24 protein-coding genes are annotated in these 24374 nt (G+C 70.2%); 17 read left to right on the top strand and 7 right to left on the bottom strand.

The annotated features are described in order from the left end of the window. Positions 1-47 precede the first annotated feature (47 nt). Positions 48-398 (top strand): MFS transporter, encoded by a 351-nt coding sequence (locus tag JOL79_RS10965; protein ID WP_210155645.1) that lies wholly within the window; start codon positions 48-50, stop codon positions 396-398. A gap of 59 nt (positions 399-457) precedes the next feature. On the opposite strand, the gene JOL79_RS10960 is transcribed toward JOL79_RS10965, so the two are convergent. Then, entirely contained in the window at positions 458-943 is a 486-nt protein-coding gene (locus tag JOL79_RS10960) for a MarR family winged helix-turn-helix transcriptional regulator (RefSeq protein ID WP_210155644.1), read from the bottom strand. Positions 944-1040: 97 nt separating this feature from the next. Here JOL79_RS10960 and JOL79_RS10955 point away from each other — a divergent pair, with 97 nt between their 5' ends. Continuing rightward, positions 1041-1337 (top strand): antibiotic biosynthesis monooxygenase, encoded by a 297-nt coding sequence (locus tag JOL79_RS10955; protein WP_210155643.1) that lies wholly within the window; start codon positions 1041-1043, stop codon positions 1335-1337. 124 nt (positions 1338-1461) lie between these two features. Beyond that, on the top strand, positions 1462-3708 hold the full coding sequence (locus JOL79_RS10950) for a hypothetical protein (protein ID WP_210155642.1): 2247 nt from the start codon (positions 1462-1464) through the stop codon (positions 3706-3708). A 142-nt stretch (positions 3709-3850) separates the two neighbouring features. On the opposite strand, the gene JOL79_RS10945 is transcribed toward JOL79_RS10950, so the two are convergent. Then, positions 3851-4360 (bottom strand): MarR family winged helix-turn-helix transcriptional regulator, encoded by a 510-nt coding sequence (locus tag JOL79_RS10945; RefSeq protein WP_210155641.1) that lies wholly within the window; start codon positions 4358-4360, stop codon positions 3851-3853. A gap of 107 nt (positions 4361-4467) precedes the next feature. Here JOL79_RS10945 and JOL79_RS10940 point away from each other — a divergent pair, with 107 nt between their 5' ends. The 4 genes from JOL79_RS10940 to JOL79_RS10925 all read left to right on the top strand — a co-directional run bounded on the left by JOL79_RS10940 (position 4468) and on the right by JOL79_RS10925 (position 7801). After that, complete coding sequence (locus tag JOL79_RS10940; RefSeq protein ID WP_210155640.1) at positions 4468-5517, top strand: LLM class flavin-dependent oxidoreductase; 1050 nt, start codon at positions 4468-4470, stop codon at positions 5515-5517. Then, positions 5510-6541 carry an LLM class flavin-dependent oxidoreductase gene (locus JOL79_RS10935; protein WP_210155639.1) on the top strand — a complete coding sequence of 344 codons (1032 nt, stop codon included), beginning with the start codon at positions 5510-5512 and terminating at the stop codon, positions 6539-6541. The genes JOL79_RS10940 and JOL79_RS10935 overlap by 8 nt, the downstream gene beginning before the upstream one ends. Before the next feature lie 18 nt (positions 6542-6559). Further along, entirely contained in the window at positions 6560-7252 is a 693-nt protein-coding gene (locus tag JOL79_RS10930) for an NADPH-dependent F420 reductase (protein ID WP_210155638.1), read from the top strand. A 237-nt stretch (positions 7253-7489) separates the two neighbouring features. After that, complete coding sequence (locus JOL79_RS10925) at positions 7490-7801, top strand: hypothetical protein (RefSeq protein WP_210155637.1); 312 nt, start codon at positions 7490-7492, stop codon at positions 7799-7801. 43 nt (positions 7802-7844) lie between these two features. Here the strand turns inward: JOL79_RS10925 and JOL79_RS10920 are convergent, their stop codons facing one another. Beyond that, entirely contained in the window at positions 7845-8372 is a 528-nt protein-coding gene (locus JOL79_RS10920; RefSeq protein ID WP_210155636.1) for a GNAT family N-acetyltransferase, read from the bottom strand. A gap of 160 nt (positions 8373-8532) precedes the next feature. Between JOL79_RS10920 and JOL79_RS10915 the strand changes: the two genes are divergently transcribed. From JOL79_RS10915 to JOL79_RS10890, 6 genes are all read left to right on the top strand, one after another. Beyond that, positions 8533-9489 carry an NAD-dependent epimerase/dehydratase family protein gene (locus tag JOL79_RS10915; protein WP_210155635.1) on the top strand — a complete coding sequence of 319 codons (957 nt, stop codon included), beginning with the start codon at positions 8533-8535 and terminating at the stop codon, positions 9487-9489. A 268-nt stretch (positions 9490-9757) separates the two neighbouring features. Next, a complete protein-coding gene (locus tag JOL79_RS10910) occupies positions 9758-10834 on the top strand; it encodes a polyprenyl synthetase family protein (protein WP_210155634.1) in 1077 nt (358 codons plus the stop codon). 11 nt (positions 10835-10845) lie between these two features. Continuing rightward, positions 10846-11787 (top strand): 4-hydroxy-3-methylbut-2-enyl diphosphate reductase, encoded by a 942-nt coding sequence (locus JOL79_RS10905; RefSeq protein WP_210155633.1) that lies wholly within the window; start codon positions 10846-10848, stop codon positions 11785-11787. Positions 11788-11898: 111 nt separating this feature from the next. Next, the gene (locus tag JOL79_RS10900; RefSeq protein ID WP_210155632.1) at positions 11899-13299 is read left to right on the top strand and encodes a family 2B encapsulin nanocompartment shell protein; all 1401 of its coding nucleotides are present in this window, start codon (positions 11899-11901) and stop codon (positions 13297-13299) included. Continuing rightward, positions 13299-15575: a terpene synthase family protein gene (locus JOL79_RS34970; protein ID WP_210155631.1), complete on the top strand. Its 2277-nt coding sequence runs from the start codon at positions 13299-13301 to the stop codon at positions 15573-15575. The genes JOL79_RS10900 and JOL79_RS34970 overlap by 1 nt, the downstream gene beginning before the upstream one ends. Continuing rightward, entirely contained in the window at positions 15572-16921 is a 1350-nt protein-coding gene (locus JOL79_RS10890) for a family 2B encapsulin nanocompartment shell protein (RefSeq protein WP_210155630.1), read from the top strand. The genes JOL79_RS34970 and JOL79_RS10890 overlap by 4 nt, the downstream gene beginning before the upstream one ends. Here JOL79_RS10890 and JOL79_RS10885 read toward each other — a convergent pair. Next, a complete protein-coding gene (locus JOL79_RS10885) occupies positions 16852-17616 on the bottom strand; it encodes a class I SAM-dependent methyltransferase (protein WP_210155629.1) in 765 nt (254 codons plus the stop codon). The two genes, JOL79_RS10890 and JOL79_RS10885, sit on opposite strands and share 70 nt — an antisense overlap. Positions 17617-17763: 147 nt before the next feature. Here JOL79_RS10885 and JOL79_RS10880 point away from each other — a divergent pair, with 147 nt between their 5' ends. From JOL79_RS10880 to JOL79_RS10865, 4 genes are read left to right on the top strand one after another with little or no spacing between them, the layout of a single operon-like run. After that, a complete protein-coding gene (locus JOL79_RS10880) occupies positions 17764-18735 on the top strand; it encodes an ABC transporter substrate-binding protein (RefSeq protein WP_210155628.1) in 972 nt (323 codons plus the stop codon). After that, entirely contained in the window at positions 18722-19750 is a 1029-nt protein-coding gene (locus JOL79_RS10875) for a FecCD family ABC transporter permease (protein ID WP_210155627.1), read from the top strand. The genes JOL79_RS10880 and JOL79_RS10875 overlap by 14 nt, the downstream gene beginning before the upstream one ends. After that, entirely contained in the window at positions 19747-20751 is a 1005-nt protein-coding gene (locus JOL79_RS10870) for a FecCD family ABC transporter permease (protein ID WP_210155626.1), read from the top strand. Before JOL79_RS10875 ends, JOL79_RS10870 begins: the two co-directional genes overlap by 4 nt. Beyond that, positions 20744-21595, top strand: a complete 852-nt coding sequence (locus JOL79_RS10865; protein ID WP_210155625.1) for an ABC transporter ATP-binding protein — start codon at positions 20744-20746, stop codon at positions 21593-21595. The genes JOL79_RS10870 and JOL79_RS10865 overlap by 8 nt, the downstream gene beginning before the upstream one ends. A 45-nt stretch (positions 21596-21640) precedes the next feature. Here JOL79_RS10865 and JOL79_RS10860 read toward each other — a convergent pair whose 3' ends face one another. The 3 genes from JOL79_RS10860 to JOL79_RS10850 form a co-directional block, all read right to left on the bottom strand. Further along, complete coding sequence (locus JOL79_RS10860; RefSeq protein ID WP_210155624.1) at positions 21641-22543, bottom strand: hypothetical protein; 903 nt, start codon at positions 22541-22543, stop codon at positions 21641-21643. Positions 22544-22627: 84 nt separating this feature from the next. Next, on the bottom strand, positions 22628-23239 hold the full coding sequence (locus JOL79_RS10855; protein ID WP_210155623.1) for an FMN-binding negative transcriptional regulator: 612 nt from the start codon (positions 23237-23239) through the stop codon (positions 22628-22630). A 95-nt stretch (positions 23240-23334) separates the two neighbouring features. After that, positions 23335-24246 carry a zinc-binding dehydrogenase gene (locus JOL79_RS10850; protein ID WP_210155622.1) on the bottom strand — a complete coding sequence of 304 codons (912 nt, stop codon included), beginning with the start codon at positions 24244-24246 and terminating at the stop codon, positions 23335-23337. Positions 24247-24374: the final 128 nt, after the last annotated feature.

Below are 24374 nucleotides of genomic sequence, written 5' to 3'. Positions count from 1 at the left end.
CGTCGGTCCCGGTCGCCACGTAGGCGATCACCGCCTACGCCTTCGGAGTGGTGATCGGGTCTCCGCTGATCACTCTGCTCGCCGCCCGGGTCAACCGGCGCACGCTGCTGCTCGGCCTGGTCGTGCTCTTCCTGATGGGCAACGGGCTGTCCGCGCTGGCGCCGAACATCGTGCTGCTCGTCGTCTTCCGCTTCGTCACGGGCAGCGTGCAGGACGCGATCGGCGGCGCGGTCACCTTGGAGGCCGGCTGGGGCGCCTTGTCCACGGTCTGGGCCGGTTTCGTCCTCACGTCGGCGGGTCTGCTCCTGTACGTCGTGACGGTCGCGCGGCCGAAGCGCCACCCTCCGGCCCGGCGCGGACCGGTCCTCGACGACGAGCAGTTCCGCCGCCTTGCCTGATACGGCGAGGAGGAGCACGTCGAGACCGGCCGGGACCTGTACACATCCGGCGACGACTCCTACGACACGCCGCGCTCGCCCGCGACTGACGTGGACGGGTGGGCCCGCTGGAGGTCGGTGATCTGGCGGAACGCCCGCTTGAAGACGGTGTAGACCTCCTCGCCAAGGGCCTCCGCGTGTCTGCGCTCGATGGCCGCCACGATGGCGTCCGACCGCTCCATCTCGTCGAGCCCGAGCGGGGTCGGCACGATGAGCTTCGCGCGGCGGTCCTGCGGATCGGGCTCGCGGCGCACGTAGCCGAGCTCGACCAGCTCGTCGACCAGCGTGCCGATCACCTGCTTGTGCTGACCTGACTGCTGGGAGAGATCCGTCGCGCGGCTGCCCTCCTCGTCGAGGTAGGCCAGCACCGCTCCGTGCCGGGGCTTGAGGTGGGGATGCCCCTCGCGGGCGAGGGCCGCGAACAGCTCCTTCTGGACGGCGAACAGCGTCTGACCGGCCATGATGCCGAGGTCGGGGTCGATCTGCTTGCGTTCGCTGCGCCGCATCGTGGTCACCTGTCCGTCCTACTATTGGTCACTAAACTTGATAGTCACTATTCATTACTTATAGCCTCGATGGCATCCACTCACAGGAGGAGACGCGATGACAACGGTAGAACTGACCCGGTTCCATGTGGTGCCCGAGCAGGTGGAACGGCTACTCGCCGCACGACCGGCCATGCTCGCCGACTTCCGGACCGACCGGTCCGGCTTCCTGGACGCCCACCTGGTCCGCCTGCCCGGCGATCAGTGGCTGGACATCGTGCGCTGGCGGACCTCCGAAGACTTCGCGACTTCACGGGCGAAGGGCGCGAACCTCCCGGGCATCAGGGCCTTCTTCGCCGCCATCGACCACGTGGTGTCCGCCGAGGAGGGAACCGCCGTCGAAGACGAGGAATGACGACCGTCGTGATCACCGGCTCGCCCGGCGCAGCGCCCCTCGCCTCATCTCTTGCGTCAGGTGATTCAACCCAAGCGGTTCCGGCATTGCCAGGTGGTTGACGCTCTGCGACGATCATTGGCTTATGGGCGCCACTTCCTGGCCACCCGGCAATCCGATCTTGGCCGACCCGGTTCTCTTCGGCCAGTACATGGCCGCCCTCGATGCGGCCATGGCCGACCCGGAGTTCCGTGACGCCTTCGACAACGTCTGGGTGACCCCGTTCCGCGTCCGCGTCATGATGCTGCGGAATGCCGCCGACATACTGAGGTCGGCGTCCCGCGAGTTCGCCGAGTACGAGAAAGCGTTCGCCTGGCAGGTCGTGAGCGCCGATGCCTGGTTGGAGGACCTGCGCGTCGCGCTGGAGGAGCATCGGCTCGAGACTCCTCTTAACGCGATCGGGGTCGGGTCTGGCGTGCTCGGCCTGCTCGTCACGGGGGTCGGGCTCATCGGCGGTATCTGGTGGGACCTGCTCGGCTCGCTCACCTGGATCGGCGTGACCACCCTGGTGTTCGCGGTCGTCGCCCGGATCCTGTTTCGCATCAGAACCCACGAAACGACCATCCGTGTGATCGTGGGCGTGGCGAAGCGGATCGCTTCGCTCGTGACCTATACGAGTGTGATGACGACCTCGCTGGGTCCGCGTGACGTCCTGATGGCAGCGGTCAGGGAACGCGAGATCACGGCACAGATCCGGGTGCTCATCAACGCTTTCCGTGACGACAGCTTCGATCTGCGGTTCGCCGTGTCGGCGAGTCCCGGGCTGAGCGAGGCGTTCGACAGCACCTATCACGTGCCAACGATGGTCGCGGCGGAGCTCGACGAGCTGCTTGACCGGCTCTCCGGAGCCGGCATCGGGGTCGCGGGCCCACGCGGCTCGGGAAAGTCCACGCTGGTGCGCCGTTTCTGCGAGGACTCGACAGCCTTGTCCGAGCACGCTGACCTGCGATGCATGGTCTCCGCTCCGGTCGAGTACGCGCCGAGGGACTTCGTCCTCCACCTCTTCGCGGTCTTCTGCCGTACGGCAATTCGCCAGTTCACCCGGGAGATGAGGCATCACAGCCGGTTCGCCGGGATGCCGGCCCATCTCGTCTTCCGGATCGTCCGCCGCGCCGTGATGTACGGCGCGGCTGGATGGGCGCTCCTGCGTTGGGGTGATCTGCTTCCTGTCGTGCCCTCCATCGCCTCGACGGTGGGCATCGGAGTGCTCGGGTTGGGCGGGCTGCTCACACTCGTGTCAGTGATCAGATCGGCGTGGATCTGGCGAAAGGAGACGCACGCATGCCCCCAAGCGCGGCTCGTCCGGCAGGCCCGCCGCCATCTTGACCGGATCCGCTACCTCCAGACCCACACCACGGGCTGGTCGGGCGCGCTGAAGCTCCCCGTGGGGATGGAGGGTCAGAGGTCACACGGTATGTCGAAGGCTGAGCAGTCCCGCAGCTATCCCGACATCGTCACCGGATTCCGCTCCTACACGCAGCGCGTCGCCGCCCTGCTCGCCCAGCGGGGCAGCCGCGTCTTCATCGGCATCGACGAGCTGGACAAGATCGGTTCCGGCGAACACGCGGAGCGGTTCCTCAACGAGATCAAAGGCATCTTCGGCCTTCCGCACGTCTACTTCATGATCTCGGTGTCCGACGACGCCATGAACGCCTTCGAGCGCAGAGGGCTGCCGTTCCGCGACGCGTTCGACAGTTCCTTCGACGAGATCATCTACGTGGGCCCGCTGGGATACGAAGAGTCGAGACGACTTCTACGCCGGAGAGTGGTGGGCCTCACGGACCCATACATCGCGTTGTGCCACACTCTGTCCGGCGGGCTTCCCCGCGACATCATCAGAGCGGCCAGGCGGGTCGTCCGGGCCGGCAACGCCCTGCCTCCGGAGGAAGCGACCCTCTCTTCCATCTGCCGGTCGATCGTCGGCGAGGAGATCCGCCACAAGGCGCGCGCGATTACCAGGGCCGTCACCCTGCCTTCGGCGCCGGAGACGACTCCTCCGGAGATGCTCGACCTGCTCCACGAACTCTCGCAGGGAGCGGGCATCCCCGTCGGGGAGATCCTGGACGCCGCGGTGACGTGCCCGACCACGAGTCCGGCGTTCGACTTCGCCGCGTACGCCTATTTCTGCGCCACATTGGAAGAGGTCTTCACCGACGAGCTGACCGTGACGCTGATCAGGAGGGCGTGCGCCGAGCAGGGGTCTGGGTCGTTCGACGCGCTGGCCGCCACCAGGCAGACGTTCGGTTTGGACACGCGGCTGGCGTGGCGGGCGACCACGGCATTCCGGAGGTGCTGGTCCCTGAAGGTCTACTCGATGCGCGGCGAGACCTGAGGCACCGCCCGCGCCGGTTCGCCCTGCTCTGCCAGACCACGGTGGCGTCGGCGAAGCGACTCCGCGGTCCGTCGTGGCTCCTCGCGGCGGCCGCGGCATGGCTGTAGGTGGATGACGCGGGTGCGTGCCCTCGGCATCGGGATCAAGCGCGCGTGCCGTTTCGAGAGCCTTCGTCGTGTGGTGCCGCGAGGCGGGTGCGGAGCGCCGCGGCGATCTCGCCCGCCACGGCGAGCTGATCGGGCGTGAGCGCGTCCACGAACAGTTCGCGTACCGCGCGCAGATGCGGAATCGAGGCGCGCCGGAACGCCTCGGCTCCCTCGGCGGTGAGCGCGACTTCGGCGCCCCGGCTGTCGGTGGCGCACTCCTCGCGGCGGACCAGGCCGCGCCGCTCCATGCGGCCCAGATGGTGCGAGAGCCGGCTGCGCTCCCATCCGATCGTCGCGGCCAGCTCGGAGGAACGGAGCCGGCGCTTCTCCGCGTCGTTCAGCGCGAGGAGCACGGCGTAGTCGCCCGCCGACAGTTCGGACTCTCTCTGCAGGCGCGACGTGAGCCGCGCCCGGAGCGACTCCGTCGTCTCGATGAAGTCGCGCCATATCCGCAGCTCCTCGATGGTCGGCAGTCCCCTGCGTCGCTGACCTGTGTCTTCCACCATCCGGCGCCTCCTGATTGATGTGTCAACCATATGATACGTTGTTGACGCGTCAATTAAATGACCTTCGGGGAGTGACGGGCCTCCCGGAAGCAGGACAGGAGCACACCATGACGGCCAGAGCCTTCGAACTCGGGCTCAACTCCTTCGGGGAGGTCGCGACCGACCGGGGCCGAGTACTGAGCGACGCCGAGACGGTCAGGCTGATCGCCGAGGAGGCGAGGCTCGCCGAATCGGCCGGGATCGACGTGTTCAGCGTCGGCGAGCACTACCGCGAGGGGCACAACGACACCGCCACCCCGGTGCTGCTCGCCGCGATCGCCGCCGCGACCGAACGCATCCGGCTGGGCACCTCGGTAACCGTGCTGAGCACGAACGACCCGGTGCGGCTCTACCACGAGTTCTCCACTCTCGACGCCGTCTCGAACGGCCGCGCCCAGGTGGTGCTCGGCCGGGCATCGGTGACCGAATCCTTCACGTTGTTCGGCTACGACGTCGCAGACTACGAGCGGTTGTTCGAGGAGAAGCTCGACCTCTTCATGCGCCTCCAGCGAGAGGAGACGGTGACCTGGTCGGGGACGGTCCGTACGCCGCTGGTCGAACAGCGCCTGCGACCCCGGATGCGGCCGGGCGGCATCCCGACCTGGATCGGCGTGGGCGGAAGTCCCAACTCCGTGCTCCGCGCCGCCCACTACGGCCTGCCACTCATGCTGGCCATCATCGGGGGCCGCCCCCAGCGCTTCGCCGGTCACGTCGACCTCTACCACCGGGCGCTCGAAGCGTCCGGGCACCGGGCGCAGCCCGTCGGGCAGCACTCGCTCGGCCTCGTCGCGGAGACGGACGAGGAGGCGACCGAGACCTGGTGGCAGTACTGGGAGCCCGTTATGAGCCGGTTGGCGAGCGAACGCGGCTTCTACAAGCCCAACCGCGAACGATACGAAGCCGAGATCGAGCGCGGGGCGCTCTTCGTCGGCTCACCGGAGACCGTCGCCCGGAAGATCGCGACCGTGGCCCGGGACCTGAGGTTGAGCCGCTTCGACCTCAAATACGACGTCATGCATCTGCCCCGCGAAGCCCGTGCCCGTTCGATCGAGTTGTTCGGCCGCGAGGTCGCCCCGCGCGTCCGGGAACTGATCACAAAGGAGCCCGCCAATGTCTGATCTCGAGTTCGGTCTGGACACGTTCGGCGACGTGCCGGTGGACGGTTCCGGCGAGCCCGTGTCCCACGCCGCGGCCATCCGGCAGGTCCTCGACGAGGCCGTCCTCGCGGACGAACTCGGCGTCGACGTCATCGCCCTCGGCGAGCATCACCGCCCCGAATACTCGATCTCAACCCCGGAGACCGTGCTCGCCGGCATCGCCACGCGGACCTCCCGCATCCGGCTCGCGTCGGGCGTGACCGTGCTGAGCTCGGACGACCCGGTCCGCGTGTTCCAGCGCTTCGCGACCGTCGACGCCCTGTCGCACGGCCGGGCCGAGGTCATCCTCGGACGCGGCTCGTTCACGGAGTCGTTCCCGCTCTTCGGCTACGACCTGCGCGACTACGACGTGTTGTTCGAGGAGAAGATCGAGCTCTTCGCGCGGCTGCTCGACGAGAAACCGGTCACCTGGAGCGGTACGGTCCGGCCTCCGCTCGACGACGCCGACGTCTTCCCCAAGACGGAGTCCGGGCGTCTGACCACCTGGGTCGGCGTCGGCGGCTCGCCCCAGTCGGTCGTCCGCACCGCTCACTACGGGCTTCCGCTCATGCTCGCCATCATCGGCGGCTCACCCGAGCGCTTCGCCCCGTACATCGAGCTCTACCGGCGCGCCGCCGGGGAGTTCGGCACGACCGCCCATCCGGTCGGGATGCACTCGCCCGGCTTCGTCGCGGAGACGGACGAGGAGGCCCGCGAGGTGTTCTGGCCGCGTTACCGCGTCCTGCGCGACCGGATCGGCGCACTGCGCGGCTGGCCGCCGATCCGCCGGCAGGAGTACGACGCCGAGATCGAGCACGGCTCCCTCTACGTCGGCTCGCCCGAGACCGTCGCCCGCAAGATCGCCAACGCCGTCCGGACTCTTGGCGTCGGCCGGTTCGACCTCATCTACAGTACGGGGGCGCTCCCCACCAGCGCGCGCCTCCGTGCCGTCGAGCTCTACGGCACGAAGGTCGTCCCGATGGTCCGCGACATCCTCGCCGGCTGATCACTGAACGGAGACGACATGAACACCGCGGACGTCCGCACCATCGGCATCCTGGGCGCGGGGAAGGTCGGCACCGTGCTCGCACGGCTCGCCGTGGCCGCCGGCTACCGGGTGCTCATCGCCGGATCGGGCGATCCCGCCAAGATCGCCCTCACGGTGGCGGTCCTCACGCCCGGCGCGGTCGCGACGACCGCCACAGAGGCGGCCGCCGGCGCCGACATCGTGATTCTGGCCCTCCCGCTCGGCAAATACCGCACCGTCCCCGTGGAGGCGCTGCGGGGCAAGCTCGTCATCGACGCGATGAACTACTGGTGGGAGGTCGACGGGATCCGCGACGATCTGACGGATCCGCGCACCTCCTCCAGCGAGACCGTCCAGGAGTTCCTGCCCGGCTCTCACGTGGTCAAGGCGTTCAATCACATGGGCTACCACGATCTCGAGGACGGCGCCCGACCGGCGGGGGAGCCGGGGCGCTCGGCGATCGCGATCGCGGGCGACGATCCGGACGACCTCGCCGTGGTCTCGACCCTCGTCGATGCGCTCGGCTTCGACCCCGTCGTCGCCGGTCCCCTCGCGGAGGGCGTGCGGCTGGAGCCCGGAACTGAGCCATTCGGCGCAAACGTCGGCGCCGGCGAGTTGCGCGAAATGCTGGACCGTTTCCCCGATTCGGACCGCGGGCAAATCGTCGGCCGCGCCCGAGCCGCCGGCTGAATCCGATTCCACGCGTTCGGGATCACGGCGTTCTTCCACGGCGTTCTTCCACAGAGTTCGATTCGATGGGCTATGCGCGGGAGGGCGCCGCAAGTAATCCCCAATATCGAGCTTTTCCCCTACTGTTCTCCCATGTCCCTCAATCGGCGCATACGCCGTCTACTGACATTCCGGGTCACCCTCTCCGTGGGTATGGCCCTTGTCGTGCTCGGCGTCGCTCTGGTCATAGGTGGCTTCATGGCCGTTCAGCTGCGGCTCGGCGGCGTACGCCTGACACTGGCCGAGGGGTACGCCATGCTGGACGGGCCGGGGGTGGGCGGCACCTTCCAGGCCGACAAAGGTCCGGCTGCCCTTGTCCCCGCGACGGTGGCGTGGAGTGATCGGAACGGTATCTGGCATCAGGGGGGCCGACCGGCGTGCCTGTGGGACAAGGATCCGTCCGACGGGATGAACCGAAGCCAGGGGGCCCGCGTGCAAGCGGGATACCGGTGGGTCGACGTCCCCGGCGGTGGTTCCTATCCCCTGGTCATGTGGCTCCGCTGCCCATAGGGGAGCCGCGCCCGACGTGTCGCCCATGGACGGGCCGCGTCTCTCATCTCCATTCGTGGGCGAGGAGGCCGAGGACGACCTCGTCGGCGAACGTGCCGTAGACCCAGGCCGACCGCCGTAGCGTGCCCTCGATCGTGAAGCCCGCCCTCGTCGCCGCCGTGATCATGGCGATGTTGTCCGCCAGGGTCTCCACCTGCAGCCGCTGCATTCCGCGCACCGCGAAGCCGTACTCGCACAGCGCCCGGACGACGTCGGAGCCGAGCCCGCGACCGCGGAACGCGGGGATCAGCGAGATGCCCAGGTGAGCGGTCCTGTTGTGTGAGTCGATGCCCCAGAGCAGGGCCTCACCGGCCAGTGCCTGCGAATCCAGCTCCACCACCGAGAAGCACGCCGCGTCGTCCCGCGGCTCGGTCACCTCGTAGGGAGAGTGGCCCGACCCCGGCGTTATCGGCCGCCACGGGCGGGAGTCGGCGCGAGACCGGGTCGCCACGTCGTCGTAGAGCTCCGCGTGAAGAACGGGAACATCCGTCTGGTGCCGGGCCCGGAGCCCGATCTTGTCGCCGCGTATCACCGACCCATTGCTACTGCACGGCGACCGCGATGTACAACCGAGCGCCGGTTGGAGCGGTGTATATATACGAGAGCAGTGCTCTTGACATCATCCACGCCTGTGAGAGAGCATTGCTCTCAGATGAGATCGATGGTCTGGATCAGTGTGAAGGAGCAGGTCAATGCATGTCGTCGTGGGTGCGGGGCAGGTCGGGTCCGCGCTGGCCAGGGAGCTGGCCGGGCGAGGGCGCGAGGTGGTGCTCGTCAGCCGCTCCGGGGGCGGGCCCGACGTCGCCGGGGTGCGCAGGGTCGCGACGGACGCCGCCGACCGGCGGCGGCTCGCGGACATCGCGACGGGGGCCGAGGCACTCTACAACTGCGTCAACCCCGCCTATCACAAGTGGCTCACCGACTGGCCGCCGATCGCCGCGGCCATGCTCGGCGCGGCCGAGGACACCGGAGCCCGCTACGTCATCCTCGGCAACCTCTACGTGTACGGGCCGGTCGCGGGGCCCATGACCGAACGCACGCCGATGACGCCCTCCAGCGCCAAGGCCGAGGTGCGGGCGGCCATGTGGCGCGAGGCCCTGGCCGCGCACGAGGCCGGGCGGGTGCGGGTCACCGAACTGCGCGCCTCCGACTACTACGGCCCCGGCTGCCGCGACCAGTCGCATCTGGGCGATCTGTTCATGCCGCGTCTCCTGGCCGGCCGGGCGGTGCGGCTCACCGGCGACCCGGATCAGCCGCACAGCTGGACGTACGTGCCCGACGTGGTGGCCGCGCTCGCCGTCGCGGGCGAGGACGAACGGGCGTACGGGCGGGTCTGGCACGTCCCGACCGTGCCCGCCGTGAGCTACCGGTGGCTGGCGGAGCGCGTGTGCGAGCTGGCGGGCCTGCCGGCGCCCAAGGTGGGTTCGATACCGCAGTGGCTGCTCAACCTGATCGGTCCGGCGAACCCGATGATCGGCCAGATCAGGCACGTCCGCTACCAGTTCGATCAACCGTTCGTGCTCGGCTCGACGGACTTCCAGGAGACCTTCGGCCTGCGTCCCACCCCTCTGGACGACGGGCTGCGCGCCACGCTGACGTGGTGGCGTGAGGAGGCGCGGCCGGCGGCGGGCGCGGCCGGCGCCGCGTAGCCCTCGCCGTTCATCGGCGCATAATTCAGGACTCTATCCTCGCGATCCCAACGGCAATTATTATTTTCGCCACGTCCGGCGCGTAAGAATTATTCGACATATCCATTGTTGCCGTAATTAATTCGTCCCGCTACGGCGGCATTCGTCATGTGACACCCGCAAACCCGACACAAACGACAATCTTCTATTTCCGGAACGGCTATTCAAATTCTCGTATCCCTTGAGTAGTTTCTTTTCCGGGAAGGATGCTCGTCGGCGAGGAGGGTTCGTGACGACCGAGGTCGTGGAGACACTGATCGACGAAATCATCGATCGGGTGCGGGGGCAGATCGACGTCCGGCTGGGCCGGTTTCTCGACGATCACCCCGCTCACATCGCCGACCCCGACGTCGCGGAAGGCCATCGGCTGCTCCGGCAGTTCGTGATGGACGGCGGTAAACGCATCAGGCCGATCCTGTGCTACTGGGGGTGGCGAGGCGCCGGCGGGGGAGACGGGCGGGAGGAGCCCACGATCACCACCGGCGCGGCACTCGAGCTCTACCACGCCGGTCTACTCATCCACGACGACATCATGGACGGCAGCGACCTGCGCAGAGGCCGCCCGACGGTGCACCGCAGCCTCGCCCGGCCCGACCGGCGGCCCGCCGGTCAGGAGTTCGGGCACTGCGCCGCCGTCCTCATGGGCGTGCTCGCGCAGGCGTGGGCCGACGAGCTGCTGTGCGAGGCCGGCGCCGAAGACGCGAAGGCCCGTACGGTACGCGGCCTGTTCAACCGGATGCGGTCAGAGGTGATCTCCGGGCAGTACCTGGACATCCTGGCGTCCACGGCCCAGGCCGCCGACGCCGATCAGGCCCTCATGGTGGCCCGCTACAAGACCGCCAAATACACGGTGGAGCGGCCGCTGCAGATCGGCGGCGCGCTGGCGGGCGCCACACCGCGGCTGCTGGAGACCTACACCCGCTTCGGCCTGCCGATCGGCGAGGCGTTCCAGCTGCGCGACGACGTCCTGGGCGTCTTCGGCGACCCGGCGGTGACCGGCAAACCGGTCATCACCGACCTGCGCGAGGGAAAGCTGACCGTGCTGATCGCCCGGGCTCTCGCCGAGGCCGGCGGCCGGGAGCGTGACTACCTCCGCACGTGGCACGGCAATCCGGAGCTGGACGAGCCGCACGCGGCCGAGCTGAGGCAGATCATCGTGGAGACGGGGGCGCTCGCCCACGTCGAATCCCTCATCGAGCAGCGCGTCGAGCGGGCGCTCGACGCGCTCCGCGACGACGCCCTCGACGGTCAGGCCCGTGAGGCGTTGACGCTGCTGGCCGGCCGGTTGACCCGCCGGGTCCGGTAGGAGGGGCGACGATGGGACGTGTCCTGCTGGCGGCTCCCCGTGGCTACTGCGCGGGTGTCGAGCGGGCCGTGCGCACCGTGGAGGAAGTGCTCCGGCGCGAGGGCCCCCCGATTTACGTACGCAAGCAGATCGTGCACAACACCTTCGTGGTGGACGATCTCACCCGGCGTGGCGTGATCTTCGTCGAGGAGCTCGACGAGGTCCCCGACGGCGCGGTCGTGGTCTTCTCCGCACACGGGGTCGCGCCGGCCGTACGGGAGCACGCGGACCGCCGGGCACTACGCGCGATCGACGCCACCTGCCCGCTGGTGACCAAGGTCCACAAGGAGGCCGTACGGTTCGCCGAGGCGGGCTACGAGATCGTCCTGATCGGCCACGCCGGGCACGAGGAGGTCGAGGGGACGCGGGGCGAGGCTCCGGAGCGGATCCAGGTGGTCGATCCGGACGGCCTCGACGACCTGCGGCTGCCGGACGACCGGCCGGTGAGCTGGGTCTCGCAGACCACCCTGTCGGCCGGCGACACGATGGCGGCGGTGTCCCGGCTGCGCGAGCGCCATCCCGGCCTGATCGATCCGCCCAGCGAGGACATCTGTTACGCCAGCCAGAACCGGCAGGAGGCCGTGGCCGTCATCGCGCCCGAATGCGAACTGGTCCTGGTGGTCGGCTCGGCCAACTCCTCCAACTCCAGGCGCCTGGTGGAGGTGGCGATCGCCGCGGGCGCGGACGCGGGTCACCTGGTCGACCACGCCGGAGACCTGCAAGAACGCTGGCTGGAGGGGGTGGAGACCGTCGGCGTCAGCGCCGGCGCCTCCGTCCCCGAGCAACTCGTCACCGGGCTTCTCGAACGGCTGGCCGCGTCCGGTTTCACGGACGTGCGGCCGGTCACCACCGCGGAGGAGACCATGACCTTCTCCCTGCCCCCCGAGCTTCGCTCGTCGGCCTGGCTCGACTGAGCCTGGTTCGTCGATTCGCTCGTCCACCTTCGTCGGTCGTGCGCGGCCACGGGTGGCTCTCGTTTCCGTAGAACGGCCTCCGGCCGAATACAGATGGGTGGTGTGTGCGTCATGTCCGAATCCACGATCTCCAACGGCACAACGCAGGAGAACCGGCTCAGCCTGGGCACCAAGGCCGCGCGCAATCTGGCCACGACGACCAAGAGCCAGCCGCAGATGCAGGAGATCACGTCGCGGCACCTGCTGCGCGTGCTGCCCTGGATCGAGGCGGTGGGCGGTGTCTACCGGGTGAACCGGCGCCTCACTTACCAGATGGCCGACGGCCGGGTGACCTTCGTGTCCACCGGGGCCCGGGTCCAGGTCATCGCCGCCGAGCTGTGCGAGTTGCCCGCGCTGCGCGGTTTCGACGACTCCGACGCGCTGGCGGCCATGGCCGACCTCTTCGTCCAGCGCGAATACGGGGCCGGTCAGGTGATCGTCGAGGCGGGCGCCGCCATGGACGAGGTCGTCCTGCTGGCGCACGGCAAGGTGGAGAAGATCGGCGAGGGGGCGTACGGCAACCAGGTGCATCTCGGCGTGCTCGCCGACGGCGAGTACTTCGGTGAGCGGATGCTGACCCACCCGGACGAGCAGTGGGAGCACACGTTCAAGGCGACCACCCCCTGCACCGTGCTCTCCCTCTCCGCCGAGGCCTACCAGGGGCTCGCCGAGCGGTCGGAGAGCCTGCGCGCGTTCGTCGACGAACACCGCGAGAACCCGGACCGCTCGCTGAACGCCTACGGCGAGGCGGAGATCGCGCTGGCGTCGGGGCATCAGGGTGAGCCGACGTTGCCGGGGACGTTCGTGGACTATGAGCTGGCTCCGCGTGAGTATGAGCTGAGTGTGGCGCAGACGATTCTGCGGGTGCACTCGCGGGTGGCCGATCTGTACAACGAGCCGATGAACCAGACCGAGCAGCAGTTGCGGCTGACGATCGAGGCGTTGCGGGAGCGGCAGGAGCACGAGCTGGTCAATAACCGGGACTTCGGCCTGTTGCACAACGCCGATCTCAAGCAGCGGATCCACACCCGTTCCGGCCCGCCCACCCCCGACGACCTCGACGACCTGCTCGCCACCGTCTGGAAGAACCCGGCCGTGATCTTCGCTCACCCCAAGGCGATCGCCGCCTTCGCCCGCGAGTGCAACCGGATGGGGATCTATCCCCAGAGCGTGGACGTGAACGGTCAGAAGGCGCCCGCCTGGAGGGGCGTGCCCATGCTGCCCTGCAACAAGATCCCGATCAGCGACGGCGGGCTCAGCTCCATCTTCGCGATGCGGCTGGGGGAGAAGGACCAGGGCGTCGTCGGCCTGCGCCGCACGGGGCTCGTCGACGAGTACGAGCCCGGCCTGTCGGTCCGATTCATGGGCATCGACGAGAAGGCCATCATCTCCTACCTGGTGACCACCTACTACTCGGCGGCCGTGCTGGTGCCCGACGCTCTCGGCATCCTGGAGAGCGTCGAGGTCGTCTGATGGCCTACGAGCTGCCGGACTTCTATCTGCCGTATCCGCCACGCCTGAATCCCCACGTGGAGACCGCCCGCGCCCACAGCGGGCGCTGGGCGGCGGAGATGGGCATGCTGGACGACCCGGAGATCTGGGACGAGCGCGTGCTTGAGGCGATGGACTACGGGCTGATGTGCGCCTACACCCATCCCGACTGCTCGGCCGCCGAACTGGACCTGATCACCGACTGGTACGTCTGGGTGTTCTACTTCGACGACCACTTCTGGCAGATCTTCAAGCGGAGCAGGGACATCAAGGGCGCGCAGGCCTACCTGGACCGGCTCGACCTGTTCATGGCCGACGATCCGCCCGAGGCCGTCAACCCGGTGGAGCGCGGCCTGGCCGACCTGTGGCCGCGCACCGTGCCCGCCATGTCGGCGTCCTGGCGGGACCGGTTCGTCCGGGTCACCCGCGACCTGACGCAGGAGTCGATGTGGGAGCTGTTCCACATCGAACGCGACGCGGTCTCCAACCCCATCGAGTACATCGAGGAACGCAGGAAGGTCGGCGGGGCCCCCTGGTCGGCCGCCCTCGTCGAGCACGCGGCGGGCGCCGAGCTGCCGGCCCGCCTCGCCGGGTCGCGGCCGATCCGCGTGCTGACCGAGTCGTTCGCCGACGCCGTGCACCTGCGCAACGACCTGTTCTCCTACCAGCGCGAGGTCGGGCAGGAGGGCGAGCTGTCCAACTGCGTGCTGGTCTGCGAGCGGTTCCTGAAGTGCGACACCGCCCGAGCCGTGGAGGTCACCAACGACCTGCTCACGTCGCGGCTGCACCAGTTCGAGCACACCGCGCTCACCGAACTGCCGCCGCTCTTCGTCGACGAGGGTGTCCTGCCGGTCGAGCAGGACCACATCCTCCGGTACGTCAAGGGGCTGCAGGACTGGCAGGCCGGCGGGCACGCCTGGCACACCGCCTCCAGCCGGTACACCAAGGCCAGCCGGCCGGCCGGGGCGTTCGGGCTGAACGTCACCCGGGCCCACCTGACGGGCCCGGGCGGGCTGCGCAACCATGCGCACGTTCCCTATCCGGAGGTCTCGGTGCGGGTGCCGGAGCCGTACATGCCCTTCCAGGTGCGGGAGAACCCGCACCTGGAGCAGGCCAGGGCCGCCGATCCGGTGTGGTGCGCGGAGATGGGGTTCTTCGACGCGATCCCGGGCCTCCCGGCGACCGCGCTGTGGACCGAACGCCGGCTCGTCGGCTTCGACTTCGCCCTGTGCGCGTCGGGCATCTCGCCCGACGCCTCGGCGGCGGAGCTCGTCCTGGCGACCAACTGGCTGGCTTGGGGCACATACGGCGACGACTACTATCCCCGCGTCTTCGGCACGGCGCGTGATCTGGTCGGCGCCAAGGCCGCCAACCGGCGGCTCAAGGCGTTCATGCCGCTCGACCTGGCCGCGATGCCCGTACCGATGACCGCGCTGGAGCGTGGCCTGGCCGACCTGTGGCCGCGCACCGCCGCCCCGATGCCGCCGGAGTCGCGGCGCGCGTTCCGCACCGCCGTCGAGGACATGATCGACAGCTGGGTGTGGGAGCTCGCCGGCCACGCGCAGAACCGGGTGCCCGAGCCGATCGACTACATCGAGATGCGCCGCAGGACCTTCGGCTCGAACATGACGATGAGCCTGGCCTGGCTCGCCCCCGGCCGGGAGATGCCCGCCGGGTTCGACCGGACCCGCGAGTTCTTCAACCTGACCAACGCCGCCCAGGACTACGCCTGCATGGTCAACGATCTGTTCTCGTACCAGAAGGAGATCCAGTACGAGGGTGAGCTGCACAACGCGGTCCTGGTCATGCAGAACTTCTTCGGCTGCGACGCCGAGGAGGCGGTGGGGATCGTGGACGCCCTGATGACCTCGCGGATGAGGCAGTTCGAGCACATCGCGGAGGTCGACCTGCCCGCCATGCTCGACGGCGCCGAGGTCGGCGACGTCGGCCGCGCGTCCGTGGACGCGTACGTGGCCGACCTGCGGAACTGGATGGCCGCCGTCCTGCGATGGCACCAGAGGACCCGCCGGTACGACGAGGAGGAGCAGGTCCGCCCCGGCGCGGCGCGCTGGACGCAGGGGCCGACCGGCCTCGGCACCGTCACGGCGCGGGCCGGCGCGCGGCCCGCGTCCGCGTGGGGCCGTCCCGGCGCCGTGCCCACCCCAGGCCATCCGGGCGCCGTGTCCACCCCGGGCCATTCCGGTGCCGCGCCCGCGCCGGTTCACCTCGGCGCGGTCCCGGCGGGAGGTGCGGCGTGACGACTCCCCGTCCGGGGGAATCCCGGCTGGCCCTGAGCACGGCGGCGGCCCGCCGGCTCGCGACGACGACCAAGACCGTGCCGCAGATGCGGGAGATCACTCCCCGCCATCTGCTGCGCGTGCTGCCCTGGACCGAGGTGAACGGCGTCTTCCGGGTGAACCGGCGGCTGACGTTCACCCGGGGCGACGGACGGGTGAGTTTCACCTCCACCGGAGCCCAGGTCGACGTCATCCCGGCGGAGCTGTGCGAGCTGCCGTCACTGCGCGGCTACGACGACGCGGCGGTGCTCGACGCCCTGGCCCGCAGGTTCGTCCAGCACGAGCTGGACGCCGGCCAGCCGGTCCCGCCAGGCCAGGTGGTGCTCGTGGCGCACGGCAAGGTCGCGAGGACCGTCGCCGGGGAGTACGGCGGTCACCGCCTGTTCGAGGTGCTCGCCGACGGCGACCATCTGGGCGATCTCACCGCCTCCGGTGAGCCCACCGCCGTGACGCTCACCCCGTCCATTGTCCTGGTGCTCTCCCGCGCCGACCTCGACGAGGTCGCCGGGCGGTCCGCCACGCTGCGGGACCATCTGAGCCGCCCCGCGCCCGCGGGCCCGCGCAACAAGTACGGCGAGGCGGAGATCGCGCTGGCGTCGGGGCATCAGGGTGAGCCGACGTTGCCGGGGACGTTCGTGGACTATGAGCTGGCTCCGCGTGAGTATGAGCTGAGTGTGGCGCAGACGATTCTGCGGGTGCACTCGCGGGTGGCCGATCTGTACAACGAGCCGATGAACCAGACCGAGCAGCAGTTGCGGCTGACGATCGAGGCGTTGCGGGAGCGGCAGGAGCACGAGCTGGTCAACAACCGGGACTTCGGCCTGTTGCACAACGCCGATCTCAAGCAGCGGATCCACACCCGTTCCGGCCCGCCCACCCCCGACGATCTCGACGAGCTGCTGTGCCGGCGCCGCAGCTCCCACTACTTCCTGGCCCACCCGCTGGCCATCGCCGCCTTCGGCCGGCAGTGCACCAGGCGACGGCTGTACCCCGACGTCGCCGACGTCGACGGCGCCAGGGTCATGGCCTGGCGAGGTGTGCCGATACTGCCCTGCGACAAGATCCCGATCACCGCCGGCGGCCTCAGCTCGATCATCGTGATGCGCACCGGAGCCGACAAGCAGGGCGTCATCGGCCTGCGCCGCACCGGGCTCGTGGACGAGCACGAGCCCGGTCTGTCGGTCCGGTTCATGGGCGTCGACGAGAAGGCCGTCATCTCCTATCTGCTGACCACCTACTATTCGGCGGCCGTCCTGGTGCCCGACGCCCTGGGCGTCCTGGAGAACGTCGAGGTGGACGCGGCCTGACCACGGGGAGTCGCGGGCTCGGGCGTCGTTCCGGCACCCTTCGGGCGGGCGATCACGACGTATCTCTCGTCGTCGATCGGGCGGCCCCACAGCAGGGGATCGGTGAGCTGTTCGATGTGAACGATCCGGGCCCGCGGCTCCAGCGTCTCGACCAGCCGTGAGGCGGGGACCCCGCCGAGCCAGGGCAGCGGCACCGCGTCTGGCACGTAGAAGCCGTCGTCGCCCGCGGTGTCCCAGTGGCCCTCCACGAGAACGAGACGTCCCTGCGGCCTGAGCAGGCCGAGCCAGCGGTCCAGCGCCTCTTCGGGACGGGGCAGCGTCCACACGAGGTGCCGTACCAAGATCACGTCAAAGGTGTCGTACGCGGTGACGGGCGGATCACTCGCGTCGCCGACGGCCAGGTCGGCGTGGAAGCCCGCCGCGGTGAGCTTGCGCGTGGCCTGGTCGATCATCCGGGGCGACAGGTCCACCCCGGTGGGGCGGTGTCCGAGCTCGGCGAGCAGCAGGGTCAGAGAACCGGTGCCGCAGCCCAGATCGAGGATGTCGGCCGGGGCTTCGGGAAGCCATTCGACGAGCCGCCGGGCCCACGCCTCCCGGATGCGGGGATCTCGGAGACCGTGATCGGCTTCGTCGTCGAAGGTGTCGGCTGCGGCGTCCCAGAAGGCGGCGATGGACGCGAGATCTGACGTCGGCACGGGGAGACTCTCGCAGGCGGCACCGACAGAATCGCCTCGTCCGCCCGCCCCAAAGTGCGGGCCGGGTTCCGTCCCTTTTGTCCGCGCTGTACGCTGTGCGACGGAACTTAGGTAAGGCTTGCTTTACCTGCGGGGAAAGGAATGGCAATGCGACGGCGACGGACCGGGCGGCACCTCCGCCCCTGGCACGCCCTGCTGGGGGCGCTCGCGCTGCTCCTGACGGCCCCCATGCTGGCGGCCTGCTCGGGCGGCGGATCCGCCACGGACGCCCCGCCCCCCGCCGGCGCGCACGCCGTACGGCACCTGCTCGGCACCACGGAGATCGGCGGAAAGCCGCGGCGGGTGGTGGCGCTGGAGTACTCGTTCGTCCAGGCGCTCGACGCGCTCGGCGTCAGCCCGGTGGGGATAGCCGACGACAACGCGCCCGACCGCGTCACCCAGCTCCTCGGCAAGAAGATCGACTACACCTCGGTCGGCACCCGCCTGGAGCCGAACCTCGAATTGGTGAGCAGCCTCAGGCCGGACCTGATCATCGCCGACTCGACCCGGCACGCCAAGATCTACAAGCAGTTGAGCGCGATCGCTCCGACCATCGTCCTGAACAGCTGGGAGGGCAGTTATCAGGACATCAAGGACGCCGTCGTGACCATCGCCGACGCGCTGGGCGACCGGGCCGCGGGCGAGCGCGTCGTCCAGCGGCACGAGAAGGTCATGGCCGGGTTGGCGGCCCGGATTCCCAAGGGCGAACGGCGGACGTTCATGCTGGTGGTCTCCACTCCCGACTCCATGACGCTGCACACGTCCTCGTCGTTCACGGGTTCGGTGTTCCGGACGCTCGGGCTCACGCCCGCGGTCACGTCGGACAGCCCGCAGGAGTCGGGGGCGGGCCTTGAGCGCGTCGCGGCGGTGAACCCGGGCGTCCTGCTCGTCGCCGTCGACGGCTCCGGCACCGCGTACGACCAGTGGAAGGACACTCCCACCTGGAAGGGCATCGCGGCGGTGCGGGACGGACAGGTCCACGTGGTGGATCGCAACCAGTTCTCCCGCTTCCGCGGTCTGCGTACGGCCGAGGTGATCGCCCAGACGGTCCTGGAGAACGTCTACCGTGCCGACGGCTGATTCGCCGCCCGTCCCGGTGGAGGCGGCGGCCCGCAGGCGCATCGCCCTCGGGCCGCTGCCTGTCATGGCGGCGCTGCTCGTCGTGGCCGTGATCGCCGCGGCGTGCGTCGGCGCCTCCGGGCTGCCGCTCGCGCGGGCGGTGCACGGGCTGTTCGTCTGGGACGGGTCGGCCGATCACGAACTGGTGATCGGGGTGCGGCTGCCCCGCGCGGTGCTCTCCGTCCTGGTGGGGGCCAACCTCGCCGTGGCCGGCCTGCTCGCGCAGACCCTGACCCGCAACCCCCTGGCGTCGCCGCAGACGTTCGGCGTCAACGCGGGCGCGTCCCTGGCCATCGTGCTGACCGCGGCGGTTCTGCCGTCCACGGGTGTCCTGGGCGCGGTCCCCTCGGCGTTCGCGGGGGCGGCCGGAGTAGGCGCGATCATGTGGTTCCTGTCGCTGTCCGGCGCGGTGAGCGCCGTCGGCCTCGCCCTCGCCGGCATCACCCTGCAACTGCTCCTGACCGCACTGGTACAGGCCCTGCTGATCATGAGTAACACCACGCAGGACCTGGTGTTCTGGCTCGCCGGCTCGGTCACCGGCGCCGACTGGCCGAAGGTCGCCGTCGTTCTCCCGTTCACCGTGGTCTGCGGCGTGACGGTGCTCCTGGCCGCCCGCCATCTCGGCCTGCTGGAGCTCGACGCGACCACGGGCGCGTCCCTCGGGCAGAACACGCGCCGGGTCGCCGCCCTGGCCGCGGCGCTGGTGGTGCTCCTGGCCGGTTCGGCGGTCGCGGTGAGCGGCCCCATCGGGTTCGTCGGGCTGATCGTGCCGCACATCGCGCGGCGCCTGCCGGGCGGGGCCGGGCTGCGCAGACAGGCCGTGCTCTGCCTGGTCGGCGGCCCGCTGCTGCTGGTCTGCGCCGACCTGCTCGGCCGCGTCCTGGCCTTCCCCGCCGAATTGCCCGTCGGCGTGGTGACCGCGCTGCTCGGGGCGCCGGTGTTCCTCCTCCTCGCGGTGCGGGGGCGCGGGCGATGACACGTCTGCGCAGGACGCTGCTGGCGGGGGTGATCCTCCTGGCCCTGCTTGCGCTGGCCGCGCTGGTGAGCACCGCGTTCGGCGCCGTGCCGCTGTCGTTCCGTCAGGTGGCCGACGGTCTCACCGGTGGTCCGGACGCGTTCATCGTGCGGCAGTACCGGCTGCCGCGCGTCCTCGTCTCGATCACGGCGGGGGCCGCGCTCGGCGTCGCGGGCGTGTTCCTCCAGGCCGCCATGCGCAACCCCCTCGCCTCACCCGACGTCGTCGGATTCAGCAAGGGCGGCGGCGTGGGGGCGATGGCCGCGGTGATCTTCACTCCGCCCGCCGCCCAGGTGTGGACGGTCCCCCTCGGCGTGCTGGCCGGCACCACGCTCACGGCGGGTGCGCTGCTGCTGATCACACGGAGGTTCGGCGGCGGCGTGACGGCCCTCGTCCTCGTCGGCGCGGCGCTGGCGGCGCTCGCGGGCGCGCTCGTGGAATACCTCCTGGTGCGGCGACCGCAGAGCGCCGACCAGGCGATGGTGTGGCTGGCCGGGAGCGTGTACGGCAGCGACGGCGCCGACGTCGTGACGCTGCTGGCCTGGCTGGCCGTCTGCCTTCCCCTGACCGTCCTTGCCACGCTGTCCGTGGACATCGCGGGATTCGGCGACGACAGCGTGGTCAGCCTGGGCCGTCATCCGGCCCGGGTGCGCGCCGTCCTCGTCGTGGCGGCGGTCCTGCTCACCGCCGGGGCCGTGACCAGCGTCGGCAGCATCGGCTTCCTCGGCCTGCTCGCCCCCCACATCGCCCGCTTCGCCGTCGGCTCACGCGGGACCCATCTCGTGCCGGCCGCCGCCCTCACCGGGGCGCTGGTGCTCTGCCTGGCCGACTTCGCCGGCCGGGTGGTGGCGCTGCCCAACGAGATCCCCGCCGGCATCGTCGCCGTGGTCGTCGGCGGCCCCTACCTGTTGTTCCTCCTCGTCCGGGAGAACGTCGTCCGGGAGAACGGAAAGCATGCCTGACCAGCGCGGCCCCCACCGACTGGGCGCCCGGGAGCTGACCACCGGCTACGGGACCGCCGTCGTCCTCGGCGACGTGACCGTCGACATCCCGGAAGGGAGGATCACGGCGATGATCGGCGCGAACGGCTGCGGCAAGTCCACCCTCCTCCGCACGCTCGGCCGCGCCCTCGACCCGATGGCCGGCACGGTGCTGCTGGACGGGAAGGACATCGCCACCGAGCCGCGGCGCTCCGTCGCCCGGCTGCTCGCGCTGCTGCCGCAGAGCCCCGTCGCCCCCGAGGGGCTCACCGTACGCGAGCTGTGCGGATTCGGACGCCATCCCCACCGGGGCATGCTCGCCCGGGACACCGCCGCGGACCGGGCGGCCGTCGAGCAGGCGCTGGCCGCCGCGGGGCTGGACGACCTGGCCGAACGGCCCCTTCACCGGCTGTCGGGCGGGCAGCGGCAGCGCGCCTGGATCGCCATGGCGCTGGCGCAGGAAACTCCGATCATGCTGCTCGACGAGCCGACGACCTATCTCGACATCGCCCACCAGCTCGACGTGCTCAACCTGCTCGCGGATCTGAACCGGACCCAGGGCCGGACGATCGTCATGGTGCTGCACGACCTCAACCAGGCGGCGCAGTACGCACACCATCTCGTCGCGGTCGCCGACGGCGGCGTGTACGCCACGGGCAGCCCGGAGGATCTGCTCACCCCGGAGCTGGTGCGCGCCGTGTTCGGCGTCGAGTCCGTCGTGGTGCCTCATCCGGTGACCGGCACCCCGCTCTGCCTGCCGATCGGCACCGGCCGTACGGCGGGGGAGACCACGGCCGTACGGCCGGGCGGGGCCGGGGAGGGGTGACCGTACGCCGCCGCCCCCCGGCCCGGCACTGCTTTTTCTGCCCGGCTATTCCTGCTCGGCCATGCTGCCGCAGGTGAACCCCTTCTCCCGCTCCGGGTCGAGCTGGATCTGGCTCAGGATGGTCCCGTCCATCCCGCGGCGGAACGTCTCCTGCTTGTCGCAGTCGTAGAAGACGTAGGTGCTGTCGGTCTCGCCGAGCAGCATCATCCAGCGGCCGTCGTACAGCGGCTTGTCGTCGTCGCCGTTCTTCAGGACGGCCCACTGGTCCTGGAAGCCGACGGTGTCGAGCAGCAGGCTGGCGTGCCCGGTGTCGGCCAGGTCGGCGGCGCCCTCCGACATCTGCAGGATGAGCACGAAGCCGAGGCCGAGCCCGGTCAGGCCGCCGACGAGCACCTTCATCCCGGCCCGGCCGACGGGCTTGCGGCGCAGCAGCCGGAACGGCACCAGGAACGTCAGCACGCCGAGTCCCACCGCGACGACGACCATGACGCTGAAGCCCACATCGCCGAAGAAGCGGAAGAAGCCCCAGTAGGTGGCTCCACACCACAGCGCGGCGATCAGCGCGGCCACCCAGGGCCGCCGCCGGATCGCCTGGACGGCCCGGCCGGCCGTCCCCCCGGTCACCTTGTTGATCAACCAGCCCAGTCCCACGATGAACCCGAGGGCGGGGATGCCGAACAGCAGGACCAGGACAAGCGTGCCCATGAGCCTGCCGAACAGCACCGACTGGTCGATCCCGGCCTGCTGCGGGCTGATGCCGAAGGTGGCGTACATCTGCTCGACGCCGAGGTAGAGGACCGCGTAGAGCGCGACGCCGATCGGCAGGACGATCGACGCGATGCGCTCCAGCAGCGCGACGACGCTTCCGCTGCCGGCGTCCGACTCGTCTGTTTCGACGGGAGGGGCGGGGTTGGCGGCGTCATGCGCCGGGAGTTGCTGATCTATCACGGCGCGAGAGCTTACAGATGTTTTATACAGGTAGGTTAACTGTAATCGGACAACCGAAAACGGGTGTGTCTGTGCGATCCCGCCTCACCCGAGCCGGCGCAGCAGGTGGGCGCGGGCCGGCGCGTCGCCCGGGCCGTCGCGTTCCGCCAGCCGCTGGGCGACGTACAGCCGGTGGGCCTCGTCGGCGTTGCCGCCGTACTTGAACTTGCCGCGGAGCTCCCGCACGGCCAGCCGCAGGCCGCGGATGCCGGGCAGCCGCCGGTGGTGCTCGGCGGGGTCGGCGAGCCCATGGTCCAGGTCGGCCAGCTGCGCGCGCAGAATCTCCAGCTTTCCGGCGGGATCGTCGACCGGTTCGGCGTGGCAGACGAGTTGGACGGCCGCGTAGTACGTGGTCGGGACCCCGAGGCGGGGGTCCTCGCCGGTTTCGGGCGGCACCTTCCAGGCACCCTCGACGTACGCCCAGTCGCCCGCCACCGACATCACGACGGCCGGATTCTCCTCGATGGCCCGCCAGACGGGGTTCGGCCGGGCCAGGTGCAGCAGGAGCGTGGACGCGTCGACGACGAGGAACTGGGTCGGGACGATCACGGGCACCTCGCGGTCGCGTCCCGACGCGACGAGGTGCCCGAACTGGTTGGCGCGGACGAAGGCCAGCGCCTCGTCATCCGACGCGGCGTCCCACGGGTGGATCAACATTCCCCAACCGTACGCAGCCCCCGATATCGACCGCGCGACGGGCGCTGCGTGCGAGACCCAGGCGGGCGGACGGGCACTGCCTTCCGGACGAGCCTTCAGCCCACGGTCAGCACGGCTTTGCCCCTGATCCGGCGGGCGCGCAGGGCCGTCACCGCCTCGTCCGCCTTCTCCCAGCTCCCCCGCCAGTCGACCGGAGCCTGCAGGCGGCCCTCGGCGACCAGGCGGACGACGTACGCCAGGTCGTCCCCGAGACCGGCGCCCATGCGGAAGCCGATCAGCGTCACCAAGCCGGCGATCAGCTGGTAGGGCGCGAGCACGGTCGGCTCGCCCGAGGTCGCGCCGATGCTGATCACGACCCCGTGTTCCGCCGTACGCCCCAGGATGTCGCCGAGCAGAGGGCCGCCGACATTGTCGAGGACGACGTCCACGGGGGCGTCGATCCCATCCGCCCCGGTGGCGACGTGATCGGCCCCGATCTCCACCAGGCCCTCCCCGCGCTCGGGACTGCCGACCAGCGCGTACACCTCGGCTCCCGCGAGGTGGGCGAGCTGGACGGCGAAGCGGCCCACGCCGCCGGAGGCCCCCGTCACCGCGACCCGGTGCCCCGGGCGGACGTTCGCCGCGCGCAGCGCGCGGAGCGCGGTCACCGCCGCCACTGGGAGCGAGGCGGCCTGCTCGAACGACACCTCGTCGGGCAGTACGGCCAGCTCGTCGACCGAGACGGCGCGCAGCTCCGCCCAGCCGGCGCCGGCGTTCGGCGCGAAGGTGACGACCCGGTCGCCAGGCTTCGGCCCGCGGCCGGACGCGGCGGCCCGCTCGACCACGCCGGCCGCGTCCCAGCCGGGGATGGTCCCGGCCGGCACGCCCTCCGACGTGGGCAGCTCACCGTAGTTGAGGGAGACGGCCGCCACCCTGACCAGGACCTGGTCGGGACCGGGCTCCGGATCGGGCACGGTGGCGAGGGCCAGTCTGTTGGGCGCGGAGTGGTCGACGACGAGGGCGCGCATGGGTTACCTCCTGATCCGGAAACCGACGCCGGTGCCAACCCTCGGCGCGACCGGCTGATTCCCCACCATCGCAGTGGGCGAGCCACCCCTTCATCACCATGTCCGCCGCGCTCGTGCGGGGTGGTGTG

It is taken from the genome of Microbispora oryzae, from assembly GCF_017896165.1.
Taxonomy (GTDB): domain Bacteria; phylum Actinomycetota; class Actinomycetes; order Streptosporangiales; family Streptosporangiaceae; genus Microbispora; species Microbispora oryzae.
Note: the sequence above shows the minus strand (reverse complement) of the source record. Positions and strands in the feature narration are given on the sequence as shown.

Coding starts and splice junctions, on each gene's coding strand:
- JOL79_RS10960 (WP_210155644.1), bottom strand. CDS start 943: ATGCGGCGCAGCGAACGCAAGCAGATCGACCCCGACCTCGGCATCATG.
- JOL79_RS10955 (WP_210155643.1), top strand. CDS start 1,041: ATGACAACGGTAGAACTGACCCGGTTCCATGTGGTGCCCGAGCAGGTG.
- JOL79_RS10950 (WP_210155642.1), top strand. CDS start 1,462: ATGGGCGCCACTTCCTGGCCACCCGGCAATCCGATCTTGGCCGACCCG.
- JOL79_RS10945 (WP_210155641.1), bottom strand. CDS start 4,360: ATGGTGGAAGACACAGGTCAGCGACGCAGGGGACTGCCGACCATCGAG.
- JOL79_RS10940 (WP_210155640.1), top strand. CDS start 4,468: ATGACGGCCAGAGCCTTCGAACTCGGGCTCAACTCCTTCGGGGAGGTC.
- JOL79_RS10935 (WP_210155639.1), top strand. CDS start 5,510: ATGTCTGATCTCGAGTTCGGTCTGGACACGTTCGGCGACGTGCCGGTG.
- JOL79_RS10930 (WP_210155638.1), top strand. CDS start 6,560: ATGAACACCGCGGACGTCCGCACCATCGGCATCCTGGGCGCGGGGAAG.
- JOL79_RS10925 (WP_210155637.1), top strand. CDS start 7,490: ATGGCCGTTCAGCTGCGGCTCGGCGGCGTACGCCTGACACTGGCCGAG.
- JOL79_RS10915 (WP_210155635.1), top strand. CDS start 8,533: ATGCATGTCGTCGTGGGTGCGGGGCAGGTCGGGTCCGCGCTGGCCAGG.
- JOL79_RS10905 (WP_210155633.1), top strand. CDS start 10,846: ATGGGACGTGTCCTGCTGGCGGCTCCCCGTGGCTACTGCGCGGGTGTC.
- JOL79_RS10900 (WP_210155632.1), top strand. CDS start 11,899: ATGTCCGAATCCACGATCTCCAACGGCACAACGCAGGAGAACCGGCTC.
- JOL79_RS34970 (WP_210155631.1), top strand. CDS start 13,299: ATGGCCTACGAGCTGCCGGACTTCTATCTGCCGTATCCGCCACGCCTG.
- JOL79_RS10880 (WP_210155628.1), top strand. CDS start 17,764: ATGCGACGGCGACGGACCGGGCGGCACCTCCGCCCCTGGCACGCCCTG.
- JOL79_RS10870 (WP_210155626.1), top strand. CDS start 19,747: ATGACACGTCTGCGCAGGACGCTGCTGGCGGGGGTGATCCTCCTGGCC.
- JOL79_RS10865 (WP_210155625.1), top strand. CDS start 20,744: ATGCCTGACCAGCGCGGCCCCCACCGACTGGGCGCCCGGGAGCTGACC.
- JOL79_RS10855 (WP_210155623.1), bottom strand. CDS start 23,239: ATGTTGATCCACCCGTGGGACGCCGCGTCGGATGACGAGGCGCTGGCC.
- JOL79_RS10850 (WP_210155622.1), bottom strand. CDS start 24,246: ATGCGCGCCCTCGTCGTCGACCACTCCGCGCCCAACAGACTGGCCCTC.